22 protein-coding genes are annotated in these 25,985 nt (G+C 33.6%); 12 read left to right on the forward strand and 10 right to left on the reverse strand.

All coding sequences use genetic code 11. The features are described from left to right. The first annotated feature begins 1 nt into the window (after position 1). From V7719_RS09015 to V7719_RS09050, 8 genes are all read left to right on the forward strand, one after another. Entirely contained in the window at positions 2 to 235 is a 234-nt protein-coding gene (locus V7719_RS09015) for a DUF3820 family protein (protein WP_335729559.1), read from the forward strand. 350 nt (positions 236 to 585) lie between these two features. Then, positions 586 to 1,131: a nucleotide exchange factor GrpE gene (locus tag V7719_RS09020; RefSeq protein WP_335729560.1), complete on the forward strand. Its 546-nt coding sequence runs from the start codon at positions 586 to 588 to the stop codon at positions 1,129 to 1,131. Positions 1,132 to 1,138: 7 nt separating this feature from the next. Continuing rightward, entirely contained in the window at positions 1,139 to 2,266 is a 1,128-nt protein-coding gene (gene dnaJ, locus V7719_RS09025) for a molecular chaperone DnaJ (protein ID WP_335729561.1), read from the forward strand. Positions 2,267 to 2,543: 277 nt separating this feature from the next. Further along, on the forward strand, positions 2,544 to 3,470 hold the full coding sequence (locus V7719_RS09030; protein ID WP_335729562.1) for an ABC transporter ATP-binding protein: 927 nt from the start codon (positions 2,544 to 2,546) through the stop codon (positions 3,468 to 3,470). A gap of 1 nt (position 3,471) precedes the next feature. Next, positions 3,472 to 4,785 (forward strand): ABC transporter permease, encoded by a 1,314-nt coding sequence (locus tag V7719_RS09035; RefSeq protein WP_335729563.1) that lies wholly within the window; start codon positions 3,472 to 3,474, stop codon positions 4,783 to 4,785. 2 nt (positions 4,786 to 4,787) lie between these two features. Then, positions 4,788 to 5,669 (forward strand): mechanosensitive ion channel family protein, encoded by an 882-nt coding sequence (locus V7719_RS09040; RefSeq protein WP_335729564.1) that lies wholly within the window; start codon positions 4,788 to 4,790, stop codon positions 5,667 to 5,669. A 36-nt stretch (positions 5,670 to 5,705) separates the two neighbouring features. Further along, complete coding sequence (locus tag V7719_RS09045; protein ID WP_335729565.1) at positions 5,706 to 6,590, forward strand: DUF6268 family outer membrane beta-barrel protein; 885 nt, start codon at positions 5,706 to 5,708, stop codon at positions 6,588 to 6,590. Between the two features lie 2 nt (positions 6,591 to 6,592). Next, complete coding sequence (locus tag V7719_RS09050) at positions 6,593 to 7,756, forward strand: sigma-54-dependent transcriptional regulator (RefSeq protein WP_335729567.1); 1,164 nt, start codon at positions 6,593 to 6,595, stop codon at positions 7,754 to 7,756. A gap of 3 nt (positions 7,757 to 7,759) precedes the next feature. On the opposite strand, the gene V7719_RS09055 is transcribed toward V7719_RS09050, so the two are convergent. Continuing rightward, positions 7,760 to 8,932 carry a hypothetical protein gene (locus V7719_RS09055; protein ID WP_335729569.1) on the reverse strand — a complete coding sequence of 391 codons (1,173 nt, stop codon included), beginning with the start codon at positions 8,930 to 8,932 and terminating at the stop codon, positions 7,760 to 7,762. A 96-nt stretch (positions 8,933 to 9,028) separates the two neighbouring features. Between V7719_RS09055 and V7719_RS09060 the strand changes: the two genes are divergently transcribed. The 4 genes from V7719_RS09060 (at position 9,029) to V7719_RS09075 (ending at position 13,562) form a co-directional block, all read left to right on the forward strand. Continuing rightward, the gene (locus tag V7719_RS09060) at positions 9,029 to 9,907 is read left to right on the forward strand and encodes a PPK2 family polyphosphate kinase (RefSeq protein WP_335729571.1); all 879 of its coding nucleotides are present in this window, start codon (positions 9,029 to 9,031) and stop codon (positions 9,905 to 9,907) included. A gap of 76 nt (positions 9,908 to 9,983) precedes the next feature. Further along, positions 9,984 to 11,387, forward strand: a complete 1,404-nt coding sequence (locus V7719_RS09065) for a M20/M25/M40 family metallo-hydrolase (protein ID WP_335729572.1) — start codon at positions 9,984 to 9,986, stop codon at positions 11,385 to 11,387. Position 11,388: 1 nt separating this feature from the next. Further along, positions 11,389 to 11,979, forward strand: a complete 591-nt coding sequence (locus tag V7719_RS09070) for a hypothetical protein (RefSeq protein ID WP_335729573.1) — start codon at positions 11,389 to 11,391, stop codon at positions 11,977 to 11,979. 2 nt (positions 11,980 to 11,981) lie between these two features. Continuing rightward, complete coding sequence (locus V7719_RS09075; protein WP_335729574.1) at positions 11,982 to 13,562, forward strand: carboxypeptidase-like regulatory domain-containing protein; 1,581 nt, start codon at positions 11,982 to 11,984, stop codon at positions 13,560 to 13,562. Here the strand turns inward: V7719_RS09075 and V7719_RS09080 are convergent. From V7719_RS09080 to V7719_RS09120, 9 genes are all read right to left on the reverse strand, one after another. Continuing rightward, entirely contained in the window at positions 13,559 to 13,840 is a 282-nt protein-coding gene (locus tag V7719_RS09080) for a hypothetical protein (protein ID WP_335729575.1), read from the reverse strand. The two genes, V7719_RS09075 and V7719_RS09080, sit on opposite strands and share 4 nt — an antisense overlap. Positions 13,841 to 13,852: 12 nt before the next feature. After that, positions 13,853 to 14,359, reverse strand: coding sequence for a serine hydrolase (locus V7719_RS09085; RefSeq protein WP_335729710.1), 507 nt, complete (start codon positions 14,357 to 14,359; stop codon positions 13,853 to 13,855). 104 nt (positions 14,360 to 14,463) lie between these two features. Then, positions 14,464 to 14,667, reverse strand: coding sequence for a hypothetical protein (locus V7719_RS09090; protein ID WP_335729576.1), 204 nt, complete (start codon positions 14,665 to 14,667; stop codon positions 14,464 to 14,466). A gap of 316 nt (positions 14,668 to 14,983) precedes the next feature. Further along, the gene (locus V7719_RS09095) at positions 14,984 to 16,276 is read right to left on the reverse strand and encodes a DUF418 domain-containing protein (protein WP_335729577.1); all 1,293 of its coding nucleotides are present in this window, start codon (positions 16,274 to 16,276) and stop codon (positions 14,984 to 14,986) included. Between the two features lie 642 nt (positions 16,277 to 16,918). After that, entirely contained in the window at positions 16,919 to 17,656 is a 738-nt protein-coding gene (locus tag V7719_RS09100) for a hypothetical protein (protein WP_335729578.1), read from the reverse strand. A gap of 312 nt (positions 17,657 to 17,968) precedes the next feature. Beyond that, positions 17,969 to 19,300 (reverse strand): MFS transporter, encoded by a 1,332-nt coding sequence (locus V7719_RS09105; RefSeq protein ID WP_335729579.1) that lies wholly within the window; start codon positions 19,298 to 19,300, stop codon positions 17,969 to 17,971. Between the two features lie 57 nt (positions 19,301 to 19,357). Next, positions 19,358 to 20,401, reverse strand: coding sequence for a response regulator (locus V7719_RS09110; protein ID WP_335729580.1), 1,044 nt, complete (start codon positions 20,399 to 20,401; stop codon positions 19,358 to 19,360). Next, the gene (locus V7719_RS09115; protein ID WP_335729581.1) at positions 20,398 to 20,772 is read right to left on the reverse strand and encodes a response regulator; all 375 of its coding nucleotides are present in this window, start codon (positions 20,770 to 20,772) and stop codon (positions 20,398 to 20,400) included. The genes V7719_RS09110 and V7719_RS09115 overlap by 4 nt, the downstream gene beginning before the upstream one ends. Positions 20,773 to 20,775: 3 nt before the next feature. Next, entirely contained in the window at positions 20,776 to 25,818 is a 5,043-nt protein-coding gene (locus V7719_RS09120; protein WP_335729582.1) for a GAF domain-containing protein, read from the reverse strand. Positions 25,819 to 25,985 lie beyond the last annotated feature (167 nt).

The raw sequence follows: 25,985 nt of genomic DNA on the forward strand, positions 1-25,985 counted from the left end.
AATGCTTCAACAACCCGATAAAAATTTCCTCATTAAACTAGCTCATACCAAAATGCCTTTTGGTAAATATGAAGGCCGATATTTGATAGATATACCAGAATATTATATCGTTTGGTATCATAATAAAGGATTTCCAAAAGGAAAATTAGGGGATATGCTTACTCAGGTTTATGAGTTGAAATTAAATGGTTTAGAATATTTGATCAGAGATATTCAAAAGCGATATCCTAGGTGATTACAATACGATTGAAACCTTTCCAGTGAATATCATTCTCAGTAACGTTAACCATATAGTTCTCAGAAGTACTTTTACTTTCTGAAGTACCTTCGGCTTCATTCGTTCGTTTCTTCAGGTTTATCCTTACAGTCTTTAAATGTAATAGCCAAAACTAAAATCATTGAAAACTATAAAAATATTAGTTTCATATTTTTTTATGTTTTAGCGGTCATGTTTTCAAAAAATAAGTAATGCTGAAGGATTTGTCAATTCCGTAGAAAGTATTTTGATGACATTTTGACATTTTTAAGATAATGGCAGTACTTTTGCCATCTTAAATCGAAGATTTAGTTTAATAATCAAGAATAATGAGTAAGAAAGATAAAAATCAAACGATAGAAGAGCCTCAATTGCAAGAAGAGGTTATTGATAACAAAGAGAATTCAAATACTGAAAACATCAGTGTTGAAGAGCAATTGCAAGAAGAATTGGCTAAAGAAAAAGACAAGTTTATGCGTCTATTTGCCGAATTCGAAAATTATAAAAAAAGAACATCTAAAGAACGTATTGATCTTTTTAAAACGGCAAGTGAAGATATGATGGTAGCAATGTTGCCTGTGCTTGATGATTTTGAGCGTGCCTTATTACATATTGAAGACGATAAAGAAGCCGAAGAATTACGTAAAGGTGTATTGTTGATTTACAACAAACTTTTATCTGCTTTAGAGAAAAAAGGCTTAGTTAAGATTGAAGTTAATCAAGGAGATGCATTCAATGCAGATGACCATGAGGCAATAACACAAATACCAGCACCAAGTGATGATTTAAAAGGGAAGATTATCGATGTGGTTGAAAAAGGATATAAACTAGGAGAAAAAGTTATACGTTTCCCAAAAGTTGTAATCGGACAATAAAACAGACATGGCAAAGAGAGATTATTACGAAATATTAGGAATTAATAAAAGCGCTTCTGCAGCAGAAATAAAGAAAGCATATCGTAAGATGGCTTTAAAATATCATCCAGATAAAAACCCAGATGATACAGATGCAGAAGGAAAATTTAAAGAGGCTGCTGAAGCATACGAAGTGTTAAGTAACGCAGATAAAAAAGCACGCTTTGACCAATTTGGTCACCAAGCTTTTGAAGGCGCTGGCGGATTTGGCGGTGGAGGTATGAATATGGATGACATATTCAGCCAATTTGGTGATATCTTTGGCGGTGCTTTTGGAGGAGGAGGTTTCTCTGGATTTGGAGGCGGCGGATTTGGTGGAGGCCAAAGACGAGTTAAAGGAAGTAATCTTAGAATTAGAGTTTCTTTAACATTAGAAGAAATAGCTAATGGTGTTGAGAAAAAAATCAAAGTAAAACGAAAGGTTCAAGCGCCAGGAACCACATATAGAACATGTGCAACTTGTAATGGAGTTGGTCAAGTGACTCGTGTCACCAATACGATTTTAGGTCGTATGCAAACGTCTTCCGCTTGTCCAACTTGTGGAGGTGCAGGACAGAGTATCGATAAAAAACCATCTGATGCAGATGCTCAAGGACTAAAAGTTCAAGAAGAAACTGTTTCAGTAAAAATACCAGCTGGAGTTGTAGATTCAATGCAATTAAAAGTGACAGGTAAAGGTAATGAGGCTCCAGGTAATAGTATTTCTGGAGATTTATTAGTTGTTATCGAAGAAAAAGAACATGAAACTCTCAAGCGGGAAGGTGATAATTTACATTACGATATGTATGTCAGTTTGCCTGACGCAGTCCTAGGAACTTCAAAAGAAATTGATACAGTTACTGGTAAGGTTAGAATCAAGGTGGAAACTGGTGTGCAATCTGGTAAAATTTTGCGCTTACGCGGAAAAGGAATTCCAAGTATTAATGGTTATGGTAGCGGGGATTTACTAGTGCATGTTAACGTTTGGACTCCAAAAACACTTAACAAGCAGCAAAAGGAGTTTTTCGAAAATATGAAGAATGATGAGCACTTCGTCCCAAAGCCAGAAAGTACTGATAAATCGTTTTTTGAAAAAGTTAAAGATATGTTTTCCTAACAATCCCCTTTTTTAATAAAAAACACTATATTTGGATTATCACTAATTTCTATTAGTGGTAATTTTTCTTTTTCATAGCAATTTTTTCCCATCCTTAATTAGTTTTAAGGGTGGGTTTTGTTTTTCTGATATGCTTTTAATTGTATTGAAAAACAGTTACTTACGGTATGAATGATAAAACTATAGTAACGGTTAAAAAATTAATGATATAAATTAATTTTCATCACTAACATTTTTATCTTTACCATTATTAAATTCAACCAGTCAAACACAATTTATGGATAACCTATTAGTGGCAGATTCTGTGTCTAAAAACTTCGGAGAGTATAGAGCATTAAATAATGTTTCTATATCAGTTCCTAAGGGAAGTATTTTTGGATTATTAGGTCCTAATGGAGCAGGAAAGACAACGCTTATTAGAATCATCAATCAGATTACAATGCCAGATACTGGTCATGTGATGCTTGATGGAGAGCCTTTAAGACCTGAGCATATCCAAAATATAGGCTACTTACCAGAAGAACGCGGTCTCTATAAGACCATGAAAGTTGGAGAGCAGGTTTTATATCTTGCTCAACTAAAGGGGTTGACTAAAGCTGAAGCGAAAAAGCGCTTAAAATATTGGTTCGAGAAACTAGAAATTGGAGATTGGTGGAATAAAAAAATCCAAGAACTTAGTAAAGGACAAGCTCAAAAAATTCAATTTATTGTAACTGTTCTACATCAACCTAAACTGTTAATTTTTGATGAACCGTTTTCTGGTTTTGATCCCATTAATGCCAACTTAATCAAAGACGAGATACTTCAGTTACGAGAAGAAGGTGCAACTGTTATATTTTCAACACATCGAATGGAGTCTGTTGAAGAACTATGTGACAACATTGCGCTAATCCATAAATCTAATAAGGTTTTAGATGGGAAATTAATAGACATCAAACGTCAGTACAAGACAAATACCTTCGAGGTTGGTCTTCAAACCGATTCCGTAGAAAGAGTAACAAACGCGATAAAAGAAAAGTACGAAGTATTGCCGGCGACATTTAAAAACCTCCATGATGCTGTAAAGCTTAATGTAAAACTCAATGCTCAAGATAGTTCAAACGATTTATTGTCATTTTTGACTACCAGAGCAGAAGTGCATCATTTTGTTGAAGTTGTACCAAGCGCGAACGATATCTTTATTCAAACAGTAAAAAATAACTAAAATGAACCATTTACCACTCATTATTAAGAGAGAGTACCTTACAAAGGTTAAGAATAAATCGTTCATTATCATGACATTCGTGAGTCCGTTAATTATGGTCGCACTGATTGCTGTCGTTGCTTATTTGTCTCAATTAAACAATGATAAAGAGCGCAGTATTTCGGTATTAGATGAAACAGGAGTCTTGAGTGATGTGTTTGTTAATACAGAGCATACGACTTATACGATTTTAAGCGGTACCAGCCTTGAAACTGCAAAAGAATTGATTAAAGCAAAAGAAGACTTTGGGTTACTCTATATTGAGAAAAGTTCAGATGCAGCAAATATATTAGAGAGTGTTCGGTTTTATTCAGATGAATCACCTTCTCTGACGATCATGACTAGTTTGGAAGAGAAAATCGGAAAGAAACTCTCAGATACCAAACTTCGAAATAGTGGTGTTGATATTGAACAAATTGAAGCTTCAAAAACAAATATTATTATTGCTCAAGAAACATTTACAGGTGAAAAAACCTCTAAGGTTGATAGTTATCTAAAATTAGCATTTGGTGGAGCAGCAGGTTATTTATTGTTCATGTTTATTATTATCTACGGAAATATGATCATGCGAAGTGTTATCGAAGAAAAGACAAGTAGGATTATTGAGGTGATTATTTCCTCTGTTAAACCTATTCATTTGATGATGGGTAAAATTATTGGAACCTCGTTAGCAGGCATTACACAATTTGCAATATGGGTGATTTTAGGAAGTGTATTAATGTTTGTTTTGTCTGCGATTTTTGGTGTTAGCCTTACAGAATTACAAAGTCCGCAGCAAGATATTGTTAATCAAGCCATGCAAAATCCTGAAATTGCGAACGAGATACAGTTAGGGATGCAATCGTTTTTTAACTTACCAATTGCCAATTTGGTTATAGCATTTATGTTCTTCTTTATAGGTGGGTATTTATTATATAGTTCACTGTATGCAGCAGTAGGAGCAGCAGTTGATAACGAAACGGATACACAGCAATTTATGATGCCAATCATTATGCCATTAATCTTGGCTGTATATGTTGGTATTTTTACGGTAATTGAAGATCCTCACGGAACAGTTTCTACGGTATTTTCATTTATACCTTTTACATCTCCGGTTGTCATGCTTATGCGAATACCATTTGGTGTACCAATTTGGCAACAATTGTTATCATTCACTATATTAGTGGGGACATTCATGTTTACGGTTTGGTTTGCAGCAAAAATTTATAGAGTTGGTATTTTAATGTATGGTAAAAAACCAAGTTATAAAGAACTGTATAAATGGATTAAATATTAATAATGATTCAAGATTTATCTAAAATAGAGAAAACAATAACTGAGAGTTCTGCTTGGGAAAGAATCAAAGATTTTCTCGGTCGACATTTAGATATAGGTAAGGATATTAGTGTTTCTATATTGGATGTTCTCATTGTCGTTACTGTAATTTTTATTACCACCCTTGTTTTAAGATTAATATTGCGACTTATAACCAGAAACTTACCAAAGGAAGATAGAAGTAAGTTTAATGTCGTTTTTGGTTATTTCAGATGGCTAATATATATAGTGATTTTACTTATTACAATGCATTCAGTAGGGGTCAATGTAACTGCGGTTTTTGCAGCATCAGCGGCCTTACTAATAGGGATTGGTTTAGCATTACAAACTTTATTTCAAGATATTATATCTGGAGTATTTATTTTAATCGATCAAACGGTACATGTAGGTGATATTATAGAAATTGAAGGTAAAGTTGGTCGAATAGAAGAGATTAAATTAAGAACCACAAGAGCTGTAACTATTGATAATAAAGTATTGGTGATTCCTAATCATTTGTATTTAACTAATAGCTTATACAATTGGACACAAAATGGAAGTCTAACACGAGAGAATGTTCAGGTTGGAGTTGCTTATGGTAGTGATGTGCAATTGGTAAAAAAAATATTGCTACAAGCAGCAAGTACGAATCCAGATGTCATAAGTTCGCCAGAACCTATTGTGGTTTTTACGAATTTTGGAGATAGTTCTTTAGATTTTAAACTAGTATTTACTTTAACAAATAGTTTTAAAGCACAATTTCCTAAGAGTGATATACGTTTTGAGATTGATAGATTATTTAGAGAACATAATATTTCAATTCCGTTCCCTCAAAGAGATATTCATATTATTCAAAAATCTGAATAATTTTATAACTTGCTTCAAATTAAAACCGTTTAATTTATGATTATTAAATCGTGTAAAGTCTTTTTTGTATTGTGTTTCTGTTGTGTATCACATTCTATGATGGCACAGCTCACAGACTTAGCGCGATTTGAGTATTCGTTTATTCCTAAAAGTAATTCTGAGGATCAATACACTCGTATAAGAGCCTTAGTAAACTATCCTATTAAAACGAAAGAAGATTGTTATCTAGTTGTTGGAGTAGAATACAATAGAATAATACTAAACTTAGAAGACAGTTACCCCTTTGATGCCTCGATTTTAGAAACCATAAATATTATAGATTTAAATATTGGCTATACATTTAAAACGAGTGAATATTGGAGACTCGGATTAAAAGTAAACCCAAGAATCGCATCTACATTAATTGAAAAAATAACATTTGAAGATGTGTTTTTAAATGGTGGTATTTTTGCAATTCATGACAGAACAGATGATGAAACGATAAAGAGACCTTACCGTCTGGTTTTAGGGTTAACTTATAATGCCACAACAGGTGTGCCATTTCCATTACCTTTTGTGAGTTATTACAGACGCGTAAATGAGAATTGGTCTTTTTCTGCAGGTGTTCCAAAATCTAATTTAAAATATTTTTTTACAGAGAAAAGCACAATGCAAACTTTTGTCAGCTTAGATGGGTATTTTGCCAATTTACAGCGACCTCTTTTAATAAATGGCAAGCAAGTTGATAATATTTCTTTATCTGTAGCAGTTGCAGGAATTGGTTACGAATACTTTTTCACCAAACACCTTGCCGCATATGCATATACAGGATACACGTTCAGATTAAATAATGCACTACGTGATGATAATAGAGATGAAGTTTTTAAATTAGACGACGTAAATGCGTTTTATATAAGAACCGGAATAAAATTTAAAATATAAAAATGGCAAAAATTTTAGTAATTGAAGACGAGGCATCAATTAGGAGAGTATTGGTTAAAATACTTTCTGAAGAAAGCGATACATATCAAGTATATGAAGCTGAAGATGGCCTTGTTGGTATTGAAAAAATTAAGAAAGAGGATTTTGATTTAGTGCTGTGTGATATCAAAATGCCAAAGATGGACGGTGTTGAAGTTTTAGAAGCCGTTAAAAAGATAAAACCGGAAATACCTATGGTCATGATTTCTGGTCATGGCGATTTAGATACAGCAGTAAACACCATGCGTCTAGGTGCTTTTGATTATATCTCAAAACCACCAGATTTAAATAGATTACTTAATACCGTTCGTATTGCTCTAGACCGAAAAGAATTGGTTGTCGAGAATAAAATGCTTAAAAAGAAGGTGAGCAAAAAGTATGAGATGATTGGAGACAGTGAAGCCATTTCTCATATTAAAGATATGATTGAAAAAGTATCTGCCACAGATGCTAGAGTATTGATTACTGGTCCTAACGGAACAGGTAAGGAGCTCGTTGCGCATTGGTTACACCAAAAAAGTGAACGTTCTAAAGGGCCTTTAATTGAAGTTAACTGTGCTGCGATTCCCTCAGAATTAATCGAAAGTGAATTATTTGGTCACGTTAAAGGGGCTTTTACTAGCGCTGTAAAAGACAGAGCAGGAAAGTTTGAAGCGGCCAATGGAGGCACTATTTTTCTTGATGAAATTGGAGATATGAGTCTTTCAGCTCAAGCAAAAGTATTACGCGCATTACAAGAGGGTAGAATACAACGTGTTGGTAATGATAGAGACATCAAGGTTGATGTTCGTGTGGTTGCTGCAACAAATAAAAATCTCAAGAAAGAAATCGAAGAAGGCAGATTTAGAGAAGATTTATATCACAGATTAGCCGTTATTTTAATTAAAGTACCAGCGCTTAATGAAAGAAGAGAAGATATTCCTTTATTGATAAATCACTTCACTACTAAAATTGCCGAAGAGCAAGGAACCGCGAAAAAAGAATTTTCAGAAAAAGCTATTAAGAGATTACAAGAATACGACTGGACAGGTAATATTCGTGAATTACGAAATGTAGTTGAACGATTAATTATTCTTGGAGAAAAAGAAGTAAGTGAAAATGATGTAAAATTGTTTGCTAGTAAATAGTAATTAAAGATTAAACATCATATTAATGCCAGCTTGAATATCAGGATTATTATTTACAGTTAAGTCTTGTTGTAAATAAAATGTCACTGATGTTTTTTTCTGAAACGTATACATTAACGTCCAATAATTATTGTTTTTGTAGAGATTTTCTGTACCTGAGTTCCATGATTTAAAAGAGGTGCCATTTTTTGTAGGTATCAAATAATCTAACTCTTTCTTTTTATATAAACTGCTTTGAATATAAAAATCTAGACCAAAAGCATGTCTTGTTTTTCCTTTTGAAAAGAAGTTGTATTCAATGATTGATTCAATATTCCCTAGAAAATTATTTGTTGAGAATTCTACGTTATTTGATTTTAAATCAATTATGTTAAGTCTATTGATACCAAGATTGATACCAATATTAAAAACGCCAACTTGTTTGTAAGTGTATTGTTTCATGGCGTTAATCCCTATGCCTAAGTCAATTGCGCTATTGTATTTCGATGTATTTAAGCCAACATGAGTAGCGATATTAAAATATATATGCCGTTTTTCATTTTTAAGGAATTTAGGATAATATAAATGTGTAAATTCTAATCCGTTCATGAAAACATCCCCTTTTTCAATATTGACACGATTATTGTTTCTATCCTTAAAGGTTAATGAAGCTTCATTTTTTGGATATAAACCTCGATCAAATGGATCATCTCCTCCAGCAATATTATCATGAAAATACTCAATGAATTTATCATTAGTGATTAATGAGAAAGGCGATTTTCCACCAGATAACAAGAAAATACGCATGCCAATTTTTAATTCGCTAACTGCATTTAGTCTAAAGTTGATATTAGGTCTAAAACCTTTAATAACACCATCACTTGCAACTTCTAATGATTTAGCGTCTAATGTTTCTACGTCTACATTAAACTCTCTTTCATGCCAAGGAAATTGACTGATGTAATCCCTGTCTGAAATTTGGTTTGGAATATAAGCAACTACAGGAGGAGACCATACATTGCCACTTTCTATTGATATGTCAATTTTTGTGGACTCTGTTGGGTAAAAGTTGAAATTACCTTGAATTCTTGAAAAGAAAATACTACTAGGATTTGTAGAAACAATACTAGGTTTGAAAATAGTTGAAATTTTTTTCTGTAAAGAGTCAGAATCCTGACTAAATACGGAACTGGTCAAACAAAAAATAAGAAGTAAGCAAATAGGACGATTATTCAAAATAATTTAATTACTATTAAAGTTTATTTTTATATTTAGAAATCAAATTTGATTAAAATGAAAAAAATAAAGATAAATGATTTTAAGGTTACCAAATCTATAACTTTAAATCAAATATCAACCACTTTTGATTTAGAAGCCAATAAAAAAGAAATTGAAAAGGAATTAGAAAATGTTAGAGAAGCACTTGGCGATTTTCAAAATACGATTTATGCTCACGGTAAATATGCAGTTCTAATATGTATTCAAGGTATGGATACTGCTGGAAAGGACAGTTTAATTCGTGAAGTGTTTAAAGATTTTAATGCTAGAGGTGTTGTTGTCCATAGTTTTAAAGTACCTACAGAATTAGAGCTCAAACACGACTATTTATGGCGACATTATATTGCACTTCCTGCTCGCGGAAAGTTTGGGATTTTCAATAGAACACATTATGAAAATGTACTTGTTACAAGAGTGCATCCTGGATATATTTTAGGAGAGAATATACCTGATGTAAATTCAATAGATGATGTAAATGATGCATTTTGGGATAAGCGTTTTGATCAAATCAATGCGTTTGAGAAACATATCGCCGAAAACGGAACTATCGTCTTTAAATTTTTCTTACACATTTCAAAAGATGAACAAAAAAACCGATTGCTAAGACGACTTCAGAAAAAAGAAAAAAACTGGAAGTTCTCACCAGGCGATTTAAAAGAGCGTAAGCTATGGGATGACTATCAAGACTGTTACGAAGATGCTATAAATAGAACATCTAAAGATCATGCACCTTGGTATACAATTCCTGCAGATGATAAACCAACTGCGCGATATATCTTGGCTAGAATTTTATATGATACACTTATTCAGTATAAGGATATTGTCGAGCCCGAATTAGAAGATGAGGTTAAATCCCATCTCGACGAATACATAAAACAACTTGAGAGCGAATAGTCAGTTTTTAAGACGAATTTTTATTTCGTAAGTATTTAAAATAGTATCTTGAGGTTTCATTGAAAAACACCATTATATGAAGCAATTGCTTACTATTTTATTCTGCATAATTACATTCCAAATTTCGGCACAAACAGATGCTGAAAATCTTAAAAAAATATTCTCAAACTCATTAACTGATGGTATGAGTTATCAATGGTTGGATCACTTGTCCAATCAAATTGGTGGTAGACTATCGGGTTCTTTAAATGCTGAAAAAGCGGTTCAATATACCAAAGAGGAATTTGAAAAACTAGGCCTGGATAAAGTCTGGTTGCAACCCGTTATGGTACCTCGTTGGGTAAGAGGAGCTCCTGAATTTGCTTATATAGAAACGACTCCTGGAGCGACTACAAATGTTAATATTTGCGCACTTGGTGGTTCTGTAGCGACACCGCCCCAAGGTATAAAAGCTAAAGTTATAGAAGTCAAAACCTACAAGGAATTAGCCGCTTTAGGTGAAGAGAATATCAAAGGAAAGATTGTTTTTATAAACCGACCAATGCAAGCTGATTTAATCAATACGTTTGAAGCTTATGGAGGGTGTTCTGTAGAACGCTATGCAGGAGCAGCAGAAGCTGCAAAGTATGGAGCCGTTGGCACAATTGTCCGTTCTCTAAGTTTGAGATTGGACGATTATCCGCATACAGGAAGTATGGGTTATGGAGACTTGCCAGTTAATCAACGAATTCCTTCAGCAGCGATTAGTACTAATGATGCCGAATTATTAAGCGGAATGTTAGCACTTAATAAAGAGATTAATTTCTTTTTTAAGCAAAATTGCAAACAATTAAAAGATGTACAATCTTACAATGTGATTGGTGAAATTACTGGAAGTGAGTTTCCAAATGAAATTATTGTTGTTGGCGGACACCTAGATTCATGGGATTTAGGCGATGGTTCACACGATGATGGAGCTGGAGTTGTGCAATCAATGGATGTGTTAAGACTGTTGAAAGAAAGTGGAATTCAACCTAAGCGAACGATTAGAGCGGTTTTGTTTATGAATGAAGAGAACGGTTTACGAGGAGGAAAAAAATATGCCGAAGTCGCTAAAGAAAAAAATGAAAACCACGTATTTGCTTTAGAAAGTGATTCTGGCGGATTTACACCTAGAGGATTTAGTTTTGATTGTAGCGAAACGATGCTTGCTAAAATTCAGAGTTGGAGGCCGCTATTTAAACCCTATTTAATTCACTTTTTTGAAGAAGGCTATAGTGGTGCAGATATTGGACCTTTAAAGAATGACAATATTGTTCTTGCTGGATTGCGTCCAGATTCACAACGTTATTTTGATCATCACCATGCGGCAAACGACACCTTTGAACATGTGAATAAACGTGAGTTAGAATTAGGAGCTGCATCGATGACTGCTTTGGTTTATTTGATGGATACATATGGAACACAGACGATTTCTAATACAGAAGAAATAAGAGATTAATATGAAAACACCTAAGATTAAAAACACACTAATTGTTCTGAGTTTATTACTAAGTTCTGTGTCATTTGCACAAGAGGTTTCCGAAGAAAAAATGCCATATTACGAAGTGCCAGAATATCCTGAAACATTTACAGCCGGAACCATGGCAGCACGAATGGTTGATGCTCTCGGATTTCGTTTTTATTGGGCTAGTGAAGGATTAACAGAAAAAGATTTGGAATATAAACCAAATGAAGATGTTCGTTCAACTGGTGAAACGATTGGTCATATTTTGGATTTATCTTATATCATAGTAAATTCAACATTAAAGCAAGCAAATGGTAAAGTGGACAAGTCGGAAATGACTTATACTGATAAACGTAAACAAGCTTTGATCAATCTAAAAACTGCTGCAGATATTTTGAGAGCAAGCGATGATATCTCTCAGTACAAAATTATTTTTGGATCAAATGAAATTCCGTTTTGGAATCAGGTAAATGGACCAATTGCCGATGCAATTTGGCATTGTGGTCAGATAGCGTCTTTTCGAAGATCCTCAGGAAATCCTATCAATCCAAATTTGAACCATTTTAGAGGAACAGTAAAGCAGTAAATATGCCTAAAGCCTTTTTAAAACAAATTCATCCTTTACTTCTTATTCGTAATGTTTCCGGGCCAATTCTTATAGTTTTTATTTTGACATCTGCACTGAGTTTTTCTCAAGACAAAGCTGTTGAAGAATTATTCTGTAAAATAATTGAAACTGGAACCGATTACCCAGTGCCTTATGCAACGGTTCAATTTAAGAATAGTGGTAAAGGTGTAATTGCCAATATTGATGGTGATTTTAGAATCCCTTATCAATTTAAAAGGTCTAAAGACACATTGGTTATTTCTTGTTTGGGCTATGAAACAAAATCTGTCGCAGCCTTTACTTTGCAAGATTACAAAACCAATATTATCATATTAAAACCGAAAATCGAGTTATTGAATCAGGTTGTTATTAAAGGTAAAAAGGCAACAAGTAAAGATCTTGAGGCTTATACTTTGGTGAAAAAAGCTATAGCTAGTATTCCGATTAATTATCCAAAAGAATCTTATTCTTCAATTGGATATTATAGAGATTATCAAATAGTTAGAGGTCAATATTATAATTTAAATGAAGCTATTATCGAATCTTTTGATGCTGGATTCGATACAGATATCATGATGGACGACTATAACGAAAGTGCTATATTGAGCTATAAGGAGAATAAAGATTTCCCTAGAGATTCTTCATTATTATCTGCATATGATGGGGATTCCAAGTATATAAAAAACACAACCTTGTCTGGTCAAGGCGGCAACGAATTGGGGATTTTAAACATTCATAATCCTATTCGGAATTTTGAACAACTTAGTTTTTCTTTTGTATATGTGTTTAAACGAAAATTTTTAGAAAACCACGAATTTGAAACCTTAAGGAAGGTATACCTTAACGATGATGTGATCTATGAGATTGGCTTTAAAGCCAAAAAGCGTTTGGTAGGAACTAGCCATCGTGCTCTCGGAAAAATTTACATCGCTAAAGACAAATTTGCAATTCATAAATTGGAGTACAGCGTACTCGAAATCAATAATGCTAATCCGCTTTTTGAGGTTGAAATCGAATACAAACCTAAAGGGCGTTTGATGTATTTAAATTATATCACATTTAATAACCGATTTATTGTTAGCGATCAGTTTGTGTTTGATACAGAAAAAGTGGATTTCAATATTTATGAACAAGCGTTTTATGTGAAATTTAATAATAGGCTCGACACGAATTCTGTAGACAGAAAAGATTTTAAGTTTAAGTTTCAAAAAAGAAAACTCATGGTGAAGGCTGTTGAGATTGTTGATGAAAAAACCGTAAAGGTTACCATAGCAGATTGGAGTTTACCCGAAACTATTGATGAGCATACCAATATGAAGGAGTTTCATGTTAGAATTAAGAACGTATTTGATATTACCAATAGGAAAATTTCAAAATCACCAAAGATTGAAGCCTCTCAGTTCAGAGAATTTTTCGCTCAAGACGTATTTGAGAATAAACTAAAACCAAGCAATTTGGAGTTTATTCTCAAGTATAAACCCTTATCAGAAGCCAAGGTCAATAATCTTGAGATCGCTAACTCTTATTGGATGAATACACCTCTTAAAAACATAAATAATTAGTCACTATGCGCATCTAAATGCATTTGTTTTTCTATTAAATAAAGATGGAGTTGGTGACCAACTTGTGCTAAAAACGGAATACCAATAGCTTCGTATTCATAAACATCATCATTGAAAACACCATCGGTAATTACATGTATCGTGGCAGTGATTATAAATGAAATACCATGTTTTCGGTCTTGAATAAATTCACAATCCTTTAAGTAGCCATAAGCATAGCCTACTTTATTTGAAATGCTAATTTGGTCTGGCATACGTTCTTTAGTGTCACCATACATAAAGAATTTGACTTAGTCATCATAGTATTCATCTTGATAATAGCCAACAGTTCTTGGTACTATTTTTATAATATCTAGAAGGAATTCTTGATCTTTATCGTTCAATATAAATTGGTTTTTTAATTCAAATGCCTTCGGAAATTGTACACGCTTCATCATATCGTGCAATGTCGAAATTGGCAGATAGTTTTTTTTAGAAAAATCCATTGGAGCATTTGCCAAAGTGTCATTTTTACAAAAACCTTTTCCTTTTTGAAGTCTATTTAATTTGATTGGTTCTGTTTGAGAACCTAGTATAGACGATTGCATATAATTCATAGAATCTGAGGTTCTAAAAATAGTAGGTTTTGTGTTTGGGCTTTCTGCATTTTCAGACTCCAATCGATGAGAAATTTGTAAAGGATGAAGACCTTTTTCTTTTAATTTGGTATTGATATAGTCACGACCCAAAAACTCATACAAATGATTATAAGCTTCATTATCACTAATAGCAAAAATTGCTATTACATTATCTCGTATAGTAGAAAAAACAGAATCGCCTTAAACTAAAAAAGGGATGTTGCTAATAATGTCTTCTATAGAATTAACTTTTTCTAAAACTAATACTGCAATAGGGAATAAATCTAACTGGCTGGATAAAAACAACTCTTATCATCGATTTGAAAGCTATGAACGACTTCCTCTGTTTTATTCGCATTATAGTCTATAATTTCAGATACTTTTATTTGAACTTCATGTTCTTCTAAATTATTTATAACTATTTTAATTGCAGGATGCTCTGAATTAAGAATTTTATCAAGTGGATTTGCAGGATGCTCTTTTTTCAACTCAACATTGCAATCGTACAGATAATTAGAAATAGATATCTCATTTTAGTTCCTGTATAAAATATAAAGATAAAAGAAACGCAAGATGTATATCTTGCGTTTCTTTTATAATGAGAGGATAGTGATGTCAACTTCAAGTCTATGGTTCGAAAATAATTAATTGGTTTTTAATTTATTAGTTGTCAAATTTCACTTTTAATGTAGCTGCTTTGTTTCAGAACCCCTTCTTCTATTTCGATATTACATGATGAGGTATTTATTTGATCCATTCTCTTATTTTCTTAAAGAACACTATTGTAAACAGATTTGAGGTTGTTTAACGCTCTTTCTTAAAAGGGTGCCTTTTTAAATAGCTTAAGTTTCTCCATATCCATTCTAAGGGTCCATATTGATAATATTTTAACCAAATTGGGCTTGCGATTAGTTGGAAAATCCATATCGCAAATACGATGTATAATAATTCATAACGTTGGAAAGTTCCAAACAGCCCAAAACCTACACCTGTAAAAATAAACATGGCAAAAACCGAGTGCATCACGTAATTAGTTAGAGCCATTTTACCCACAGCAGCAAGACTGGTTTTTAACCATTTTAAAATGGGTAATTTGCAAAACAACATGATTGCACCAACATGGCCAATGGCAACAGGAACTCTTCCTAAATCATAGGTAATATTTGCTTTAGAAAAGCTTAGGAGTGAAAAATTACTTTCCATAATGGAATGAACTTCAAAATAGTTTATACTCAGTCCAATCAAATACCCAAAAGCAGCCATTATACTATAGAATTTATACGATTTTTCAGCCGAAAGAATATTCCATTTAAACAGTGCGATACCTAAGAGCATCATGCTTAGGATATCCCATAAATCATACCTGTAAATCCAATCTTTGTCTGAGTCTTTATTTTCAGGAGCAAGAAAGGCTACCACGTCTAAATACCCTTTACGCATATTAGTATTATATTCTTCAATACCATCAGCAGATCTTTTATATTCCCGTTTTTCCCATTTCATATCGACTTCTTGAAGTTCTTTCGATAATGCTTTACCCTCTGATTTATATGTTTTTACAAGTGCGACGTCTTCGACAAATTTTATATCCTTTTTGTAATCTGAATAACTCCATAAGGTGCCAATTGAAAATAGTATTACTGCAATAAACGTTAACTTAATAGGAGCCAAGTTTCTAAATGAAAACACTAAAAACCCCATTAGAGCATAATCATATAGAATTTCGCCTGTCCAAAGCAATAAATATCCATGTATTAAACCGAAAACGAGTAACCATAGAAGTCTTCTAAAATAAATATTTGCTGCATTTATTCCTGCTCCTTTTTTTTCTAGCCTATCCATAAAGATGAACATGCCGACGCCAAATAACAGCGAGAAAAGTGCTCTCATGGTGCCTTCAAAAGAAAGATTTGTTGTAATCCATGTTGCGAGGTTCCATCCAGCATCACCACCAGTAACTGTTGGATCTCCATAGGCTCCTGCTAACCCCATGCCATTAATGTTCATTAATAGTATTCCTAATAGCACAAATCCTCTCATAATGTCAAGAGATTGTATACGATCAGAAGATTTTAAAGGTGAAAATGATTTGTTCATTGTTGTTATATCTGTTAAGTTGGTTAATTGTTTTAAGGTTGGTTTACAGTCATGAATGCTCACATAATGGACTAAAACAATTGGACTGATAAATGTTTCTAAGTTTGAAAGATTTAAAATTTCAAGTCTGATGGATTAATGAAAATAACGAGATCACAGTCTTTAGTGAATTCATAAAGGTCTAATTTTTTTTTAGAACCTATTTCGCAAACATATAGGTTTTCAGAACGCTCTAATTCCATAAGATGTTCTTAGTTCTCTTTTTTTGAAAATATCAATTGTAGACACTTTTACATCAAAATTTGTATTTATTGATAGTGAAGTAATATCACTTTTAATAATGCCAGAACCCCTATGGTTCCTGTTTTTTTTATGTCTTTGTGTAGGAAATAATTGATTGTTTTTTTGATAAATAAAAAAAAGGTAGACGGTAATCGTAGTGGTTGATTTGCTTTTTAAAAGACTAAATTAGAAATCTTTTAATTACCACGAATTCTCCCCACAAAAAACCGTCTCTACCTGTTTTAAATTGTTATTTAAGGGAAGTGACTGAACGGCCCAATCGATTAAATAGGGTTATCTTAAAATGCATCTTCTCTTAATGATTTGCCAATACTTTGGCAATACCTTTATATTTTAATTTTAGTTCATGGTTAAATCTTTATCCAATGTATAGGTGTAGCTCCATATTTTATCCCATGTTGCTCTAAATTTCTCACGTACGTCTTTAGTTTTAGATTTACCATGTACACTTTCATATACTTCCCAAACACCAGCAGTATCTTTATCTAAATCAGCAAAGTCTTTATAAGGAGTTGATACAAAATAATTAGCGCCTTCTCCACCCAAAACCCGATACCAATACCCTCTTTTGAAACCCTCCTTAGAACTTATAGTTGAATTCACATCACCAAGAATTTCGTTAAACACGGTGCCATCATTAACAGTAAAGCTAGTTACCCAAACAATAGACATGCCTTCAATTGATTCTTTACGACTCACCTTAGGCATAGATCTAGCTATATTGGTTTCGCGACTTTCAATATGAGGTGTAATGAAAGTTAATGCGGTTGATCGACATGCTTTTCCAGCAGGATCACTTTCATCCATTTCAGCCCAGTTTTGCATATTCGAAGCAAGAATATACACATTACCTTTACCTTGTAAACGATGCCATACCCTCCATGTTGCGGTTCCGTTATTGTCTTTGTAGCATTTATTCCATTTTTTAACGCCATCAGTAAAGTTTTCTCCATGACCAAACTTTATAGTGAACGCTGTCGTGTTCAATAAAAAGCTTTCGTCTTCTTGAGCCAGTGTTGTAAAAGGAAGCATTAATAAAGCGCATGCTGCCAATAAAATTGTTTTAATAGTTTTCATAATTAATAGTTGATTAATATTTGTTTAACTCTTAGTAACAAATACGTCATTATCATTGAATTATAAAATTGATGTTGGACGAATGGCGTTGATTTGTGTCCGAAACAATCAATTTGTTTATCAGTGAAATCAGGAAGTGATTGAATTAGGTGTAATTAAATGGTTTGTAGTCTTTTGAGTAACTCATTTTTCAAATATTCACTAACAGGAATAGCGAATTTTGCATCTTTTCCTGGAACTTCTGCTAAAATATTCTTCGTCTAAAAAAAGAAGTAAATGATCTATTTATTTCAATTCGGTCATTTATGAGGTCTAAATTTTAAAATTTTCAATAGACTTTTGCTGCTTTTTAAAGTTTATGAATTTTATAAAGAATATAGTTAGCAATGGTGAAATAGCTACACAAAGCAGAAGATAATCCCAAGACATAATTTCTTTGAGGGTTCCAACAAGTCCAGAGCCTAGAGCACGACCCATATTAGAAAGTGCCATAAAAAATGTGAATTGAGTTGCTGCAACAACTTGCCAACACAATTTCATACTAGCTGCAAACATGGCAATACAAAGAAATGTGTAAAATAAATAGTAAAGCAAAATAAAGCCAAATATGAATTTATCATTCTCCCATAAGTGAGATGAAAAGGCAAAACCGCATATTAATATTATGGTTATAATTAAGTAAATTATTATCATTTTTTTGTTACCAAAAAAATCAACCAATGCGCCACCTACAAACATACCAAAAAGCCCACCAACAACGGAAGTAATTGAATACACTTCCGAATAAGACGTATTTGTCCATCCTAGTTCTTGAATCGTAAAAATTGGTAAAAGAGTGTCAATTAATCCATACATAACACCATTAATTATGGTTGCAATACCCATAATAATTGTTGATGGTAAAATAATGACTTTAAAAACGCTTTGAAATATTTGTTTCCAACTTTTTAGTTGAGCCTCTGCAGATTCTTTAGATGGCTTGCCTTTACTCCAAGGCATCAGTTTTTCACCTCGCCGTTCTCTAAAAAAAACGGGAACGAGCATAATAAAAGCTACTGCGATTGATAAGGAAGAAATGGCTATGGAAAAACCGAACCTATTAATTAAAATAGTGCCGATTAACAAAGACAGGGCAGTTCCAATAATTTTTGCGCCCCACATTAACCCATTTGCTCTGGCTTGTTGGTTTATTGGTACTACATCTATTACCATACCATCTGTGGCGACATCCTGGAAGGCACCAAAAAAGCTAATAAAGAAACCAGCAATCATTAACCCATTTAAATTATTTAAAGGATCATGTACAAGACCAATAGATAAAAAACTTACAATTAATCCTAATTGCCCAAGTATGACCCATGGTCTTTTACGACCCATTGATAGTATTGTAAACCGGTCCATTAGCGGAGCAATAAGTATTTTGAAACTCCATGGAATTCCAATAACAGCAACAAAACTTGCTATTTCCATGGGTGTTTTATTATTCATGGCAAGCCATGCAGGAATGGCAAAAAAAGTAATGCCTTCAGGAATTCCTTGAGCGATATATAGTGCAGAAAATGTTAAGTATCTTAAAACAGGGTTTTCAGCTAAAAAAAGGTTTTTGTTTTTTAAAAAATCTTTTTTTATATTTTTTGTCTCCATTTTAAGGCTTTTGGTTGGTTATTAGTAATTTTTTGTTGAAATATTGATGCGATTAGGCTATTCTACAACATTGTAAATAGTCATTGGTAATGCCTTATTTTTAACGTTAATGCTTCCAAGGTTTTCGCACACAAAAGATTCCTTAATATGTTCGTGACAGGCTTCACTAATTATTATTTGGTTTTCCTTTGCAGCATCTTGAAGTCTTGCAGCAGTATTTACCGTATCTCCAATAACCGTAAAATCTAATCGCTTTAAATTAACAGAACCAATATTTCCTGAAATCATTTCACCACTTTTTATACCTATAGAAACTTTTGGTTTAAACGGATGCTTTGCGTTAATGGCTGGTAATTTGTTTATTTGAGTTCTTACTGCCAAGGCAGCATCGATTGCACGATCTAAATGATATTCTCCACGAAATACTGCTAAAACGGCATCACCTATAAACTTATCTATAAGTCCGTCTTGGGCTATAATTTCTTTAACCATAACATCAAAATAGGTATTAAGCATTGCCACAACAGTGTCAGGTGGTGTATTCTCACTAATCGATGTGAAACCACAGATGTCTACAAATATTACGGTTCCTTCAATGGTTTCATTTGCCATTATAGTAGATTCAAATTCATGATTACCCATGAAATTGAGGACATTCTCATCGACATACATTTTCAGAATATTATTTTCTTTTATAGCCTTAAGGGTCTCTTTTAATTGATTTGCATGTTTTAGTGTTTTCTCAATAGTTATGATTAAATCTTCAAAGTTGATAGGTTTCGTAATAAAATCGAATGCACCTCGATTCATGGCTGTTCTGATATTGTACATGTCGCCATACGCAGAAACGATTACAGCTTTTATTAAAGGGGTAACCTCATGTAACTTAGTTAGTAAGGTTAGTCCATCCATTTCTGGCATATTGATATCGCTAAGTACGATATCAACATCTGGTTGCTCGGAAACCTTATTCAAGGCGTCCTTTCCGTTTATTGCAAAAACAAACTCATATTCTTTTTCCCTAATTTTTTTACGAAACTTCTGTTTTATGAGGACTTCTAAATCAGTTTCGTCATCTACTACCAGTATTTTAGCCATCATGTAAGTTGTTTAAGTTTATCTTTTAAAAGAATGAAATCTAAAGGTTTGGTTAAGAAATCATCTGCTCCAAGACGTTTTGCTGTACTGAAATTTTCCTGATCCGCATAAGCAGTAATCATCATAACAATTGGAGATGGTTGGACATATTCATTTTTAATCTTTTCAAGTAATTCTAGGCCACTCATTCCGGGCATATTGATATCGGATAAAATTAATATGGCTTCATGTTGCAGTTTTTTTAATGTCTGTAATGCTTCTTCTCCAGAAAATGCAAATACAAATTTGAATGCCTCGCTTTTGATTTCTTTTCTGAAACGTTGTTGAAAAAGGACTTGCACATCCTTTTCGTCGTCTACGACTAATATCTTCATTTTCTATTTAGTTTTTATTGGTAAAAGAATTTTAAACTTTGTATAACTTCCTTTTTTAGAATCGACTATTAATTGGCCACCATGACCTTTTGTTACAATATCGTAAGCCAATGATAGGCCAAGTCCAGTACCTTCTCCAGACGGCTTTGTAGTGAAAAAAGGTTGAAAAATTTTGTCTGATATGTCTTTAGAAATTCCTTCGCCATTATCCTTTACTTCTATTTCAATGACACCGTCAACAGATTTTGTACTTACCGATACAGTTGGCACATAATCATCAGGGGCTACTTTTTCTTTTCTGCTTACAGCATAAAATGCATTATTAATTAGGTTTAAGATGACTCTTCCAAAGTCTTGGGGTATAACGTCTGTCTTAGGTAAATTTTCGTCTAAATAGGTTTTAAAACTTGCATTAAAGGAACGATCCTTGGCTCTAAGGCCATGATAGGCCAGCCTAAGGTATTCATCTGCTAAAACATTAATATCAGTGAGTTCTTTTGTGCCACTGCTCGTTCTGGAATGGTCTAACATTCCTTTTACGATACTGCTAGCACGTTTTCCATGATGGTTTATTTTATCCAAGTTTTGTTTTAGATCGGTAATAATATCATTAATATCAGAATCAGGTTTTGGTTTTATATCGTCTTCTAACTCTTCTAATAATTCACCACTGACTTCTGAAAAATTATTGACAAAGTTCAAAGGGTTTTGAATCTCATGTGCTATTCCAGCGGTAAGTTCACCGAGCGATGCCATTTTTTCAGACTGAACTAGTTGTTGTTGTGCCGCTTTAAGCTCAGTAAGTGCAGCTTGTAATTTCTGATACGCTTCTGCATTTTGAATTGCAATACCTAGATTTGCAGCAATGGTTGTAAGCAAACGCTGATCATATTCATTAAATCGGTTTTTTAATTCTGTACTTTGTATACTAATTACTCCAATAGCGTCAGAGCCTGTTATAATAGGCACACCTAAAAAAGATTGTACCATTTGTCCTTTAACATCTGCCTTAATTTTAGTATAAGCCTCATCCATATTCTGATTAATGAGTAACGGTTCTTTCTCTAATATTATATTTTCTGTAATACCATTAGCAAAAGGTCTTGATTCTGCCGTTTCTCCATGAATATATGGGAAATGAAGCATATTTGTTTTACGATCGTGCAGAGCGAGGTAAACGATATCTGCTTTAAATGTCTTAAGCATTTGATCGCCTACCATTTTAACAAGTGAATCGAATTCTAGATGAGAGACCATCGCCTTACTAATACTATTTACAGTCTGTAATTCTGAAGCTCGTTGTTCTGTTTCACCTAGTAATCTTGTGGTTTCATTAAAAAGACGTGCATTTTCTAATGCAACACTCATACTGTTTGTAAGGGTACTTAATAAACGAACATCAGATTCTGTAAATGCATTTTCTTCTTCAACGTTTTGAAGACTCACAGATCCTTTTACAATATCTCCAACTAGCATTGGTACAAAGATGGCAGATTTTGGAGGCAAGCCTTCACTAACTCCTTTTCTTGTGTCTCCATATTTTTCAGCAGTCTCAACATAATTCTCATTAATAAGAAGTGATTCTTTAGTCTTAATAAGGTTTTTATTTGCCCAAATTAAAGGTCTTGGCTCGCTTACCAATTGTTCTTCATTTTCAACAGCATAATCCCAATGTTCTAAACCAGTATCATGATCAAAAGTTCTAATAATAAGTGTCTGCGTGTTTACTACTTCACAAATTCTACTGCCAACTAAATGATAAATGGCTTTCATGTCCATCTCTCTAACTAAGCCTTCTTGCACACTGTTAATTACTGCGAATTCTGCATTACGCTGCTCAGTTTCAGCCAGAAGACGTGTGGTTTCATTAAAAAGACGAGCGTTTTCAAGAGCAACGGTCATACTATTAACAAGCGTATTTAATAAGCTTACATCAGAATCACTAAAAGCGTTATTTCTGTCTGTATTTTGAAGTGTAACATATCCTAATGGCACATCACCAACAAGCATAGGTACAAAAATAGCGGATTTTGCTGCTTTTGTTCCTGGGACAGGTTGGTGAGGTTTTCCATTTATTTCAGAAATAGTTTGAGCTGCATTTTCACTTAAAAGTAATGCCTTCCGTTCAGTAATGACTTTTTTTCTCAATAAATCAATTTTACGATCGTCTGGGAAATACCGTTTTCCATCTTCAAAAATATACTGCCATCGTTCTGTTTCTTTTTTAGAATCTAATGTAACAATCCCTGTTACTTGAGCATCAAATAGGTCTCTAATTTTATCACCTACCAAATCATAAATACCTTGCATATCCATTTCGGCAACCAAGCCTTCTTGTACACTATTAATTACAGCAAGTTCTGCATTACGTTGCTCAGTTTCATTAAAAAGTCGTGCGTTTTCTAGGGCGACACTCATACTATTGGCGAGTGTACTTAGTAAGCGGACATCAGAATCGCTAAAGGCGTGCTCGCGATCTAAATTTTGTAAGCTGACGCATCCCTTTACAATACTACCAACAATTAAAGGAACAAATAGCATGGATTTTGGTAAGCGAGTCCCTGGAACAGCAACATGTTTTTCTCCAGTAATATTATAAATAACATTGTCAGCATCTTCATTAACCAAAAGAAGCGAGGCATTTTCAATAATCCATTTACGAATTTGGTTTAAAGGACGAGGTTTAGGGTATAATCGAGCACCATCTTCAAATAAATAATGGAAATCTTCCATTTTTGAGTCATGATTGAAGGAATAAATTCCAGTGACCTGTGCATCAAAAAGGTTTCGTATTTTTTCTCCGACTAGGTCATAAATTCCTTGCATGTCCATTTCAGCCACTAAGCCTTCTTGCACACTATTAATTACAGCGAGTTCTGCATTTCGTTGTTCCGTTTCATTAAAAAGTCTTGCATTTTCTAAAGCAACACTCATACTATTGGAGAGTGTGCTTAGTAAACGAACATCCGAATCGCTAAAAGCGTTTTCTCGGTCAAGGTTTTGTAAACTAACACAGCCTTTTACCTCATCACCTACAATCAAGGGAACAAAAACTAACGATTTTGGGAGACGGGTTCCTGGTACAACTACATCTCCTTCTCCAGTTACTTTAAAAATATTTTCATTTGCATTTTCATTGAAGAGAAGCATCTTTTTATTTTTTATAATCCATTGTCGGATTAACGTAAATGGGCGAGGATCGGGATGTAGGCGCTCACCATCTTCATGCAAATATTGAAAATACTCAAGCTCTGATTCATGATCAAAAGAGTAGATTCCGGTAACCTGTGCATCAAAAAGATTTCGTATTTTTTCTCCGACTAGGTCATAAATTCCTTGCATGTCCATTTCAGCCACTAAGCCTTCTTGCACACTATTTATTACAGCTAATTCAGCATTTCGTTGCTCGGTTTCACTAAAAAGACGAGCGTTTTCAAGAGCGACACTCATACTATTTGTAAGTGTACTTAGTAAACTTATATTAGAATCGCTAAACGCATGTTCTCTGTCCAAATTTTGAAGCGAAACATAACCACGCACAGTGTCTCCAATTAGCATCGGAATAAAAACCATTGATTTTGGATACTCTGTACCTGGAACAGACTTTGGTGGGTTTCCAGTGATATCAATATAAGCTTGTTTAGTATCTTGTTTAATATCAATGAGTTTTTTACTGGTAATAAGTTTTTCTCTTATTTTATCTATACCACGTGATCCTGCCTCCGGTTTTTGGCCATTCTCATATAGATACTTGAAATTTTCTTTTTTATTTTCGTGATCAAAAGTTGAAACAGCAACAACCTGAGCATCAAAGAGATGTTGGATTTTATCGCCTACTAAATCATATATCCCCTGCATATCCATTTCGGCTACTAAGCCTTCTTGTATACTATTAATAACTGCCAACTCTGCATTTCGTTCTTCTGTTTCATTAAAAAGACGAGCATTTTCCAAGGCGACACTCATACTATTAGTAAGCGTACTAAGCAAGCGAATGTCGGAATCACTAAAAGCATGTTCACGATCCAAGTTTTGAAGACTCACATATCCACGCACCTCATTACCAACTGTCATTGGTACATAAAGTATCGATTTAGTAAGTTTTGTCCCTGGAATAACAGTAGGCTCCTCACCTGTAATTTTGGTCCATATTTCATCGGCATTTTGATTAATACAGAGAAGCTCTTGAGTATCAATTATTAATTGCCGAACTTTATCTATTGCCCTAGGCTCTAAATTAAAATGCTTAACATCTTCAAAAAAGTATTGAAATTCTTCAGTATTATTTTTATAATTAAAAGTTGCAATTGAAGCTACTTGTGCATCAAAAAGATCTCTCAGTCTATCGCCTACAATCTCGTAAATCCCTTGCATATCCATTTCAGCCGCTAAACCTTCTTGGACACTGTTGATTACTGCTAGTTCTGCATTATTTTGCTCAGTTTCATTAAACAGCCTTGCGTTTTCTAAGGCCGAACTCATGCTGTTGGTTAGTGTGCTTAAAAGTCGTACTTCTGTGTCATTGAATGCGTGTTCTTTATCCAAATTCTGAAGACTTACATAGCCTCGAACGTCACCTCTTATAACCATAGGTACAAATAGAATTGATTTTGGAAGCTTTGTTCCAGGAACTGCTTTGGGCTGTACACCTATGATATTTGCGATTTTTTGAGGAAAGTTTTCATTGATTAAGATTAACTCTTTCGTCTCGACTAATAATTGTCTCACTTTGTCTAACTCTCTAGGTTTCGGGAAAATACGTGCGCCATCTTCATATAGATAATGAAAATATTCCATGTTTTTGTCTATATCAATGGTGTAAATTCCAACAACCTGAGCATTAAAGAGTTCACGGATTTCATCGCCTACAAGATCATAAATCTCTTGCAAATCCATTTCAGCCATTATAGCTTGTTGAACACTATTAATTAGAGAGAGTTCAGTCTCTCTCTGTTTTAATTTTATGAGTAGTTCTTCCGGTGTTAACAACAATTCACCTTCCAATTTTTTATTTGTTTTAGAGTTTGATACGTGTTTTGATTTCATTTAATTCCACTTTTACTATCAGATGTTATTAAAGGTTTGCAATTAGATTTAGGAACTAATATTTTGCTTTCTTAGGTGGTTTGCCAGTTTATAAGACTTGGGTAAGAATTTACCTAAAGATAATCTTTTTTATTTTCTTTACTTATTTACTGAATCAGTGATATTCT

Source organism: Psychroserpens sp., from assembly GCF_036960315.1.
Classification (GTDB): domain Bacteria; phylum Bacteroidota; class Bacteroidia; order Flavobacteriales; family Flavobacteriaceae; genus Psychroserpens.

Bases quoted from the DNA above. Each gene is read 5' to 3' on its own strand.
- V7719_RS09020 (WP_335729560.1), top strand. From the start codon at position 586: ATGAGTAAGAAAGATAAAAATCAAACGATAGAAGAGCCTCAATTGCAA.
- V7719_RS09080 (WP_335729575.1), bottom strand. From the start codon at position 13,840: ATGTATGGTGACACTAAAGAACGTATGCCAGACCAAATTAGCATTTCA.
- V7719_RS09030 (WP_335729562.1), top strand. From the start codon at position 2,544: ATGGATAACCTATTAGTGGCAGATTCTGTGTCTAAAAACTTCGGAGAG.
- V7719_RS09070 (WP_335729573.1), top strand. From the start codon at position 11,389: ATGAAAACACCTAAGATTAAAAACACACTAATTGTTCTGAGTTTATTA.
- V7719_RS09040 (WP_335729564.1), top strand. From the start codon at position 4,788: ATGATTCAAGATTTATCTAAAATAGAGAAAACAATAACTGAGAGTTCT.
- V7719_RS09095 (WP_335729577.1), bottom strand. From the start codon at position 16,276: ATGAACAAATCATTTTCACCTTTAAAATCTTCTGATCGTATACAATCT.
- V7719_RS09120 (WP_335729582.1), bottom strand. From the start codon at position 25,818: ATGAAATCAAAACACGTATCAAACTCTAAAACAAATAAAAAATTGGAA.
- V7719_RS09110 (WP_335729580.1), bottom strand. From the start codon at position 20,401: ATGATGGCTAAAATACTGGTAGTAGATGACGAAACTGATTTAGAAGTC.
- V7719_RS09060 (WP_335729571.1), top strand. From the start codon at position 9,029: ATGAAAAAAATAAAGATAAATGATTTTAAGGTTACCAAATCTATAACT.
- V7719_RS09075 (WP_335729574.1), top strand. From the start codon at position 11,982: ATGCCTAAAGCCTTTTTAAAACAAATTCATCCTTTACTTCTTATTCGT.
- V7719_RS09015 (WP_335729559.1), top strand. From the start codon at position 2: ATGCTTCAACAACCCGATAAAAATTTCCTCATTAAACTAGCTCATACC.
- V7719_RS09100 (WP_335729578.1), bottom strand. From the start codon at position 17,656: ATGAAAACTATTAAAACAATTTTATTGGCAGCATGCGCTTTATTAATG.
- V7719_RS09050 (WP_335729567.1), top strand. From the start codon at position 6,593: ATGGCAAAAATTTTAGTAATTGAAGACGAGGCATCAATTAGGAGAGTA.
- V7719_RS09045 (WP_335729565.1), top strand. From the start codon at position 5,706: ATGATTATTAAATCGTGTAAAGTCTTTTTTGTATTGTGTTTCTGTTGT.
- V7719_RS09035 (WP_335729563.1), top strand. From the start codon at position 3,472: ATGAACCATTTACCACTCATTATTAAGAGAGAGTACCTTACAAAGGTT.
- dnaJ (WP_335729561.1), top strand. From the start codon at position 1,139: ATGGCAAAGAGAGATTATTACGAAATATTAGGAATTAATAAAAGCGCT.
- V7719_RS09115 (WP_335729581.1), bottom strand. From the start codon at position 20,772: ATGAAGATATTAGTCGTAGACGACGAAAAGGATGTGCAAGTCCTTTTT.
- V7719_RS09105 (WP_335729579.1), bottom strand. From the start codon at position 19,300: ATGGAGACAAAAAATATAAAAAAAGATTTTTTAAAAAACAAAAACCTT.
- V7719_RS09065 (WP_335729572.1), top strand. From the start codon at position 9,984: ATGAAGCAATTGCTTACTATTTTATTCTGCATAATTACATTCCAAATT.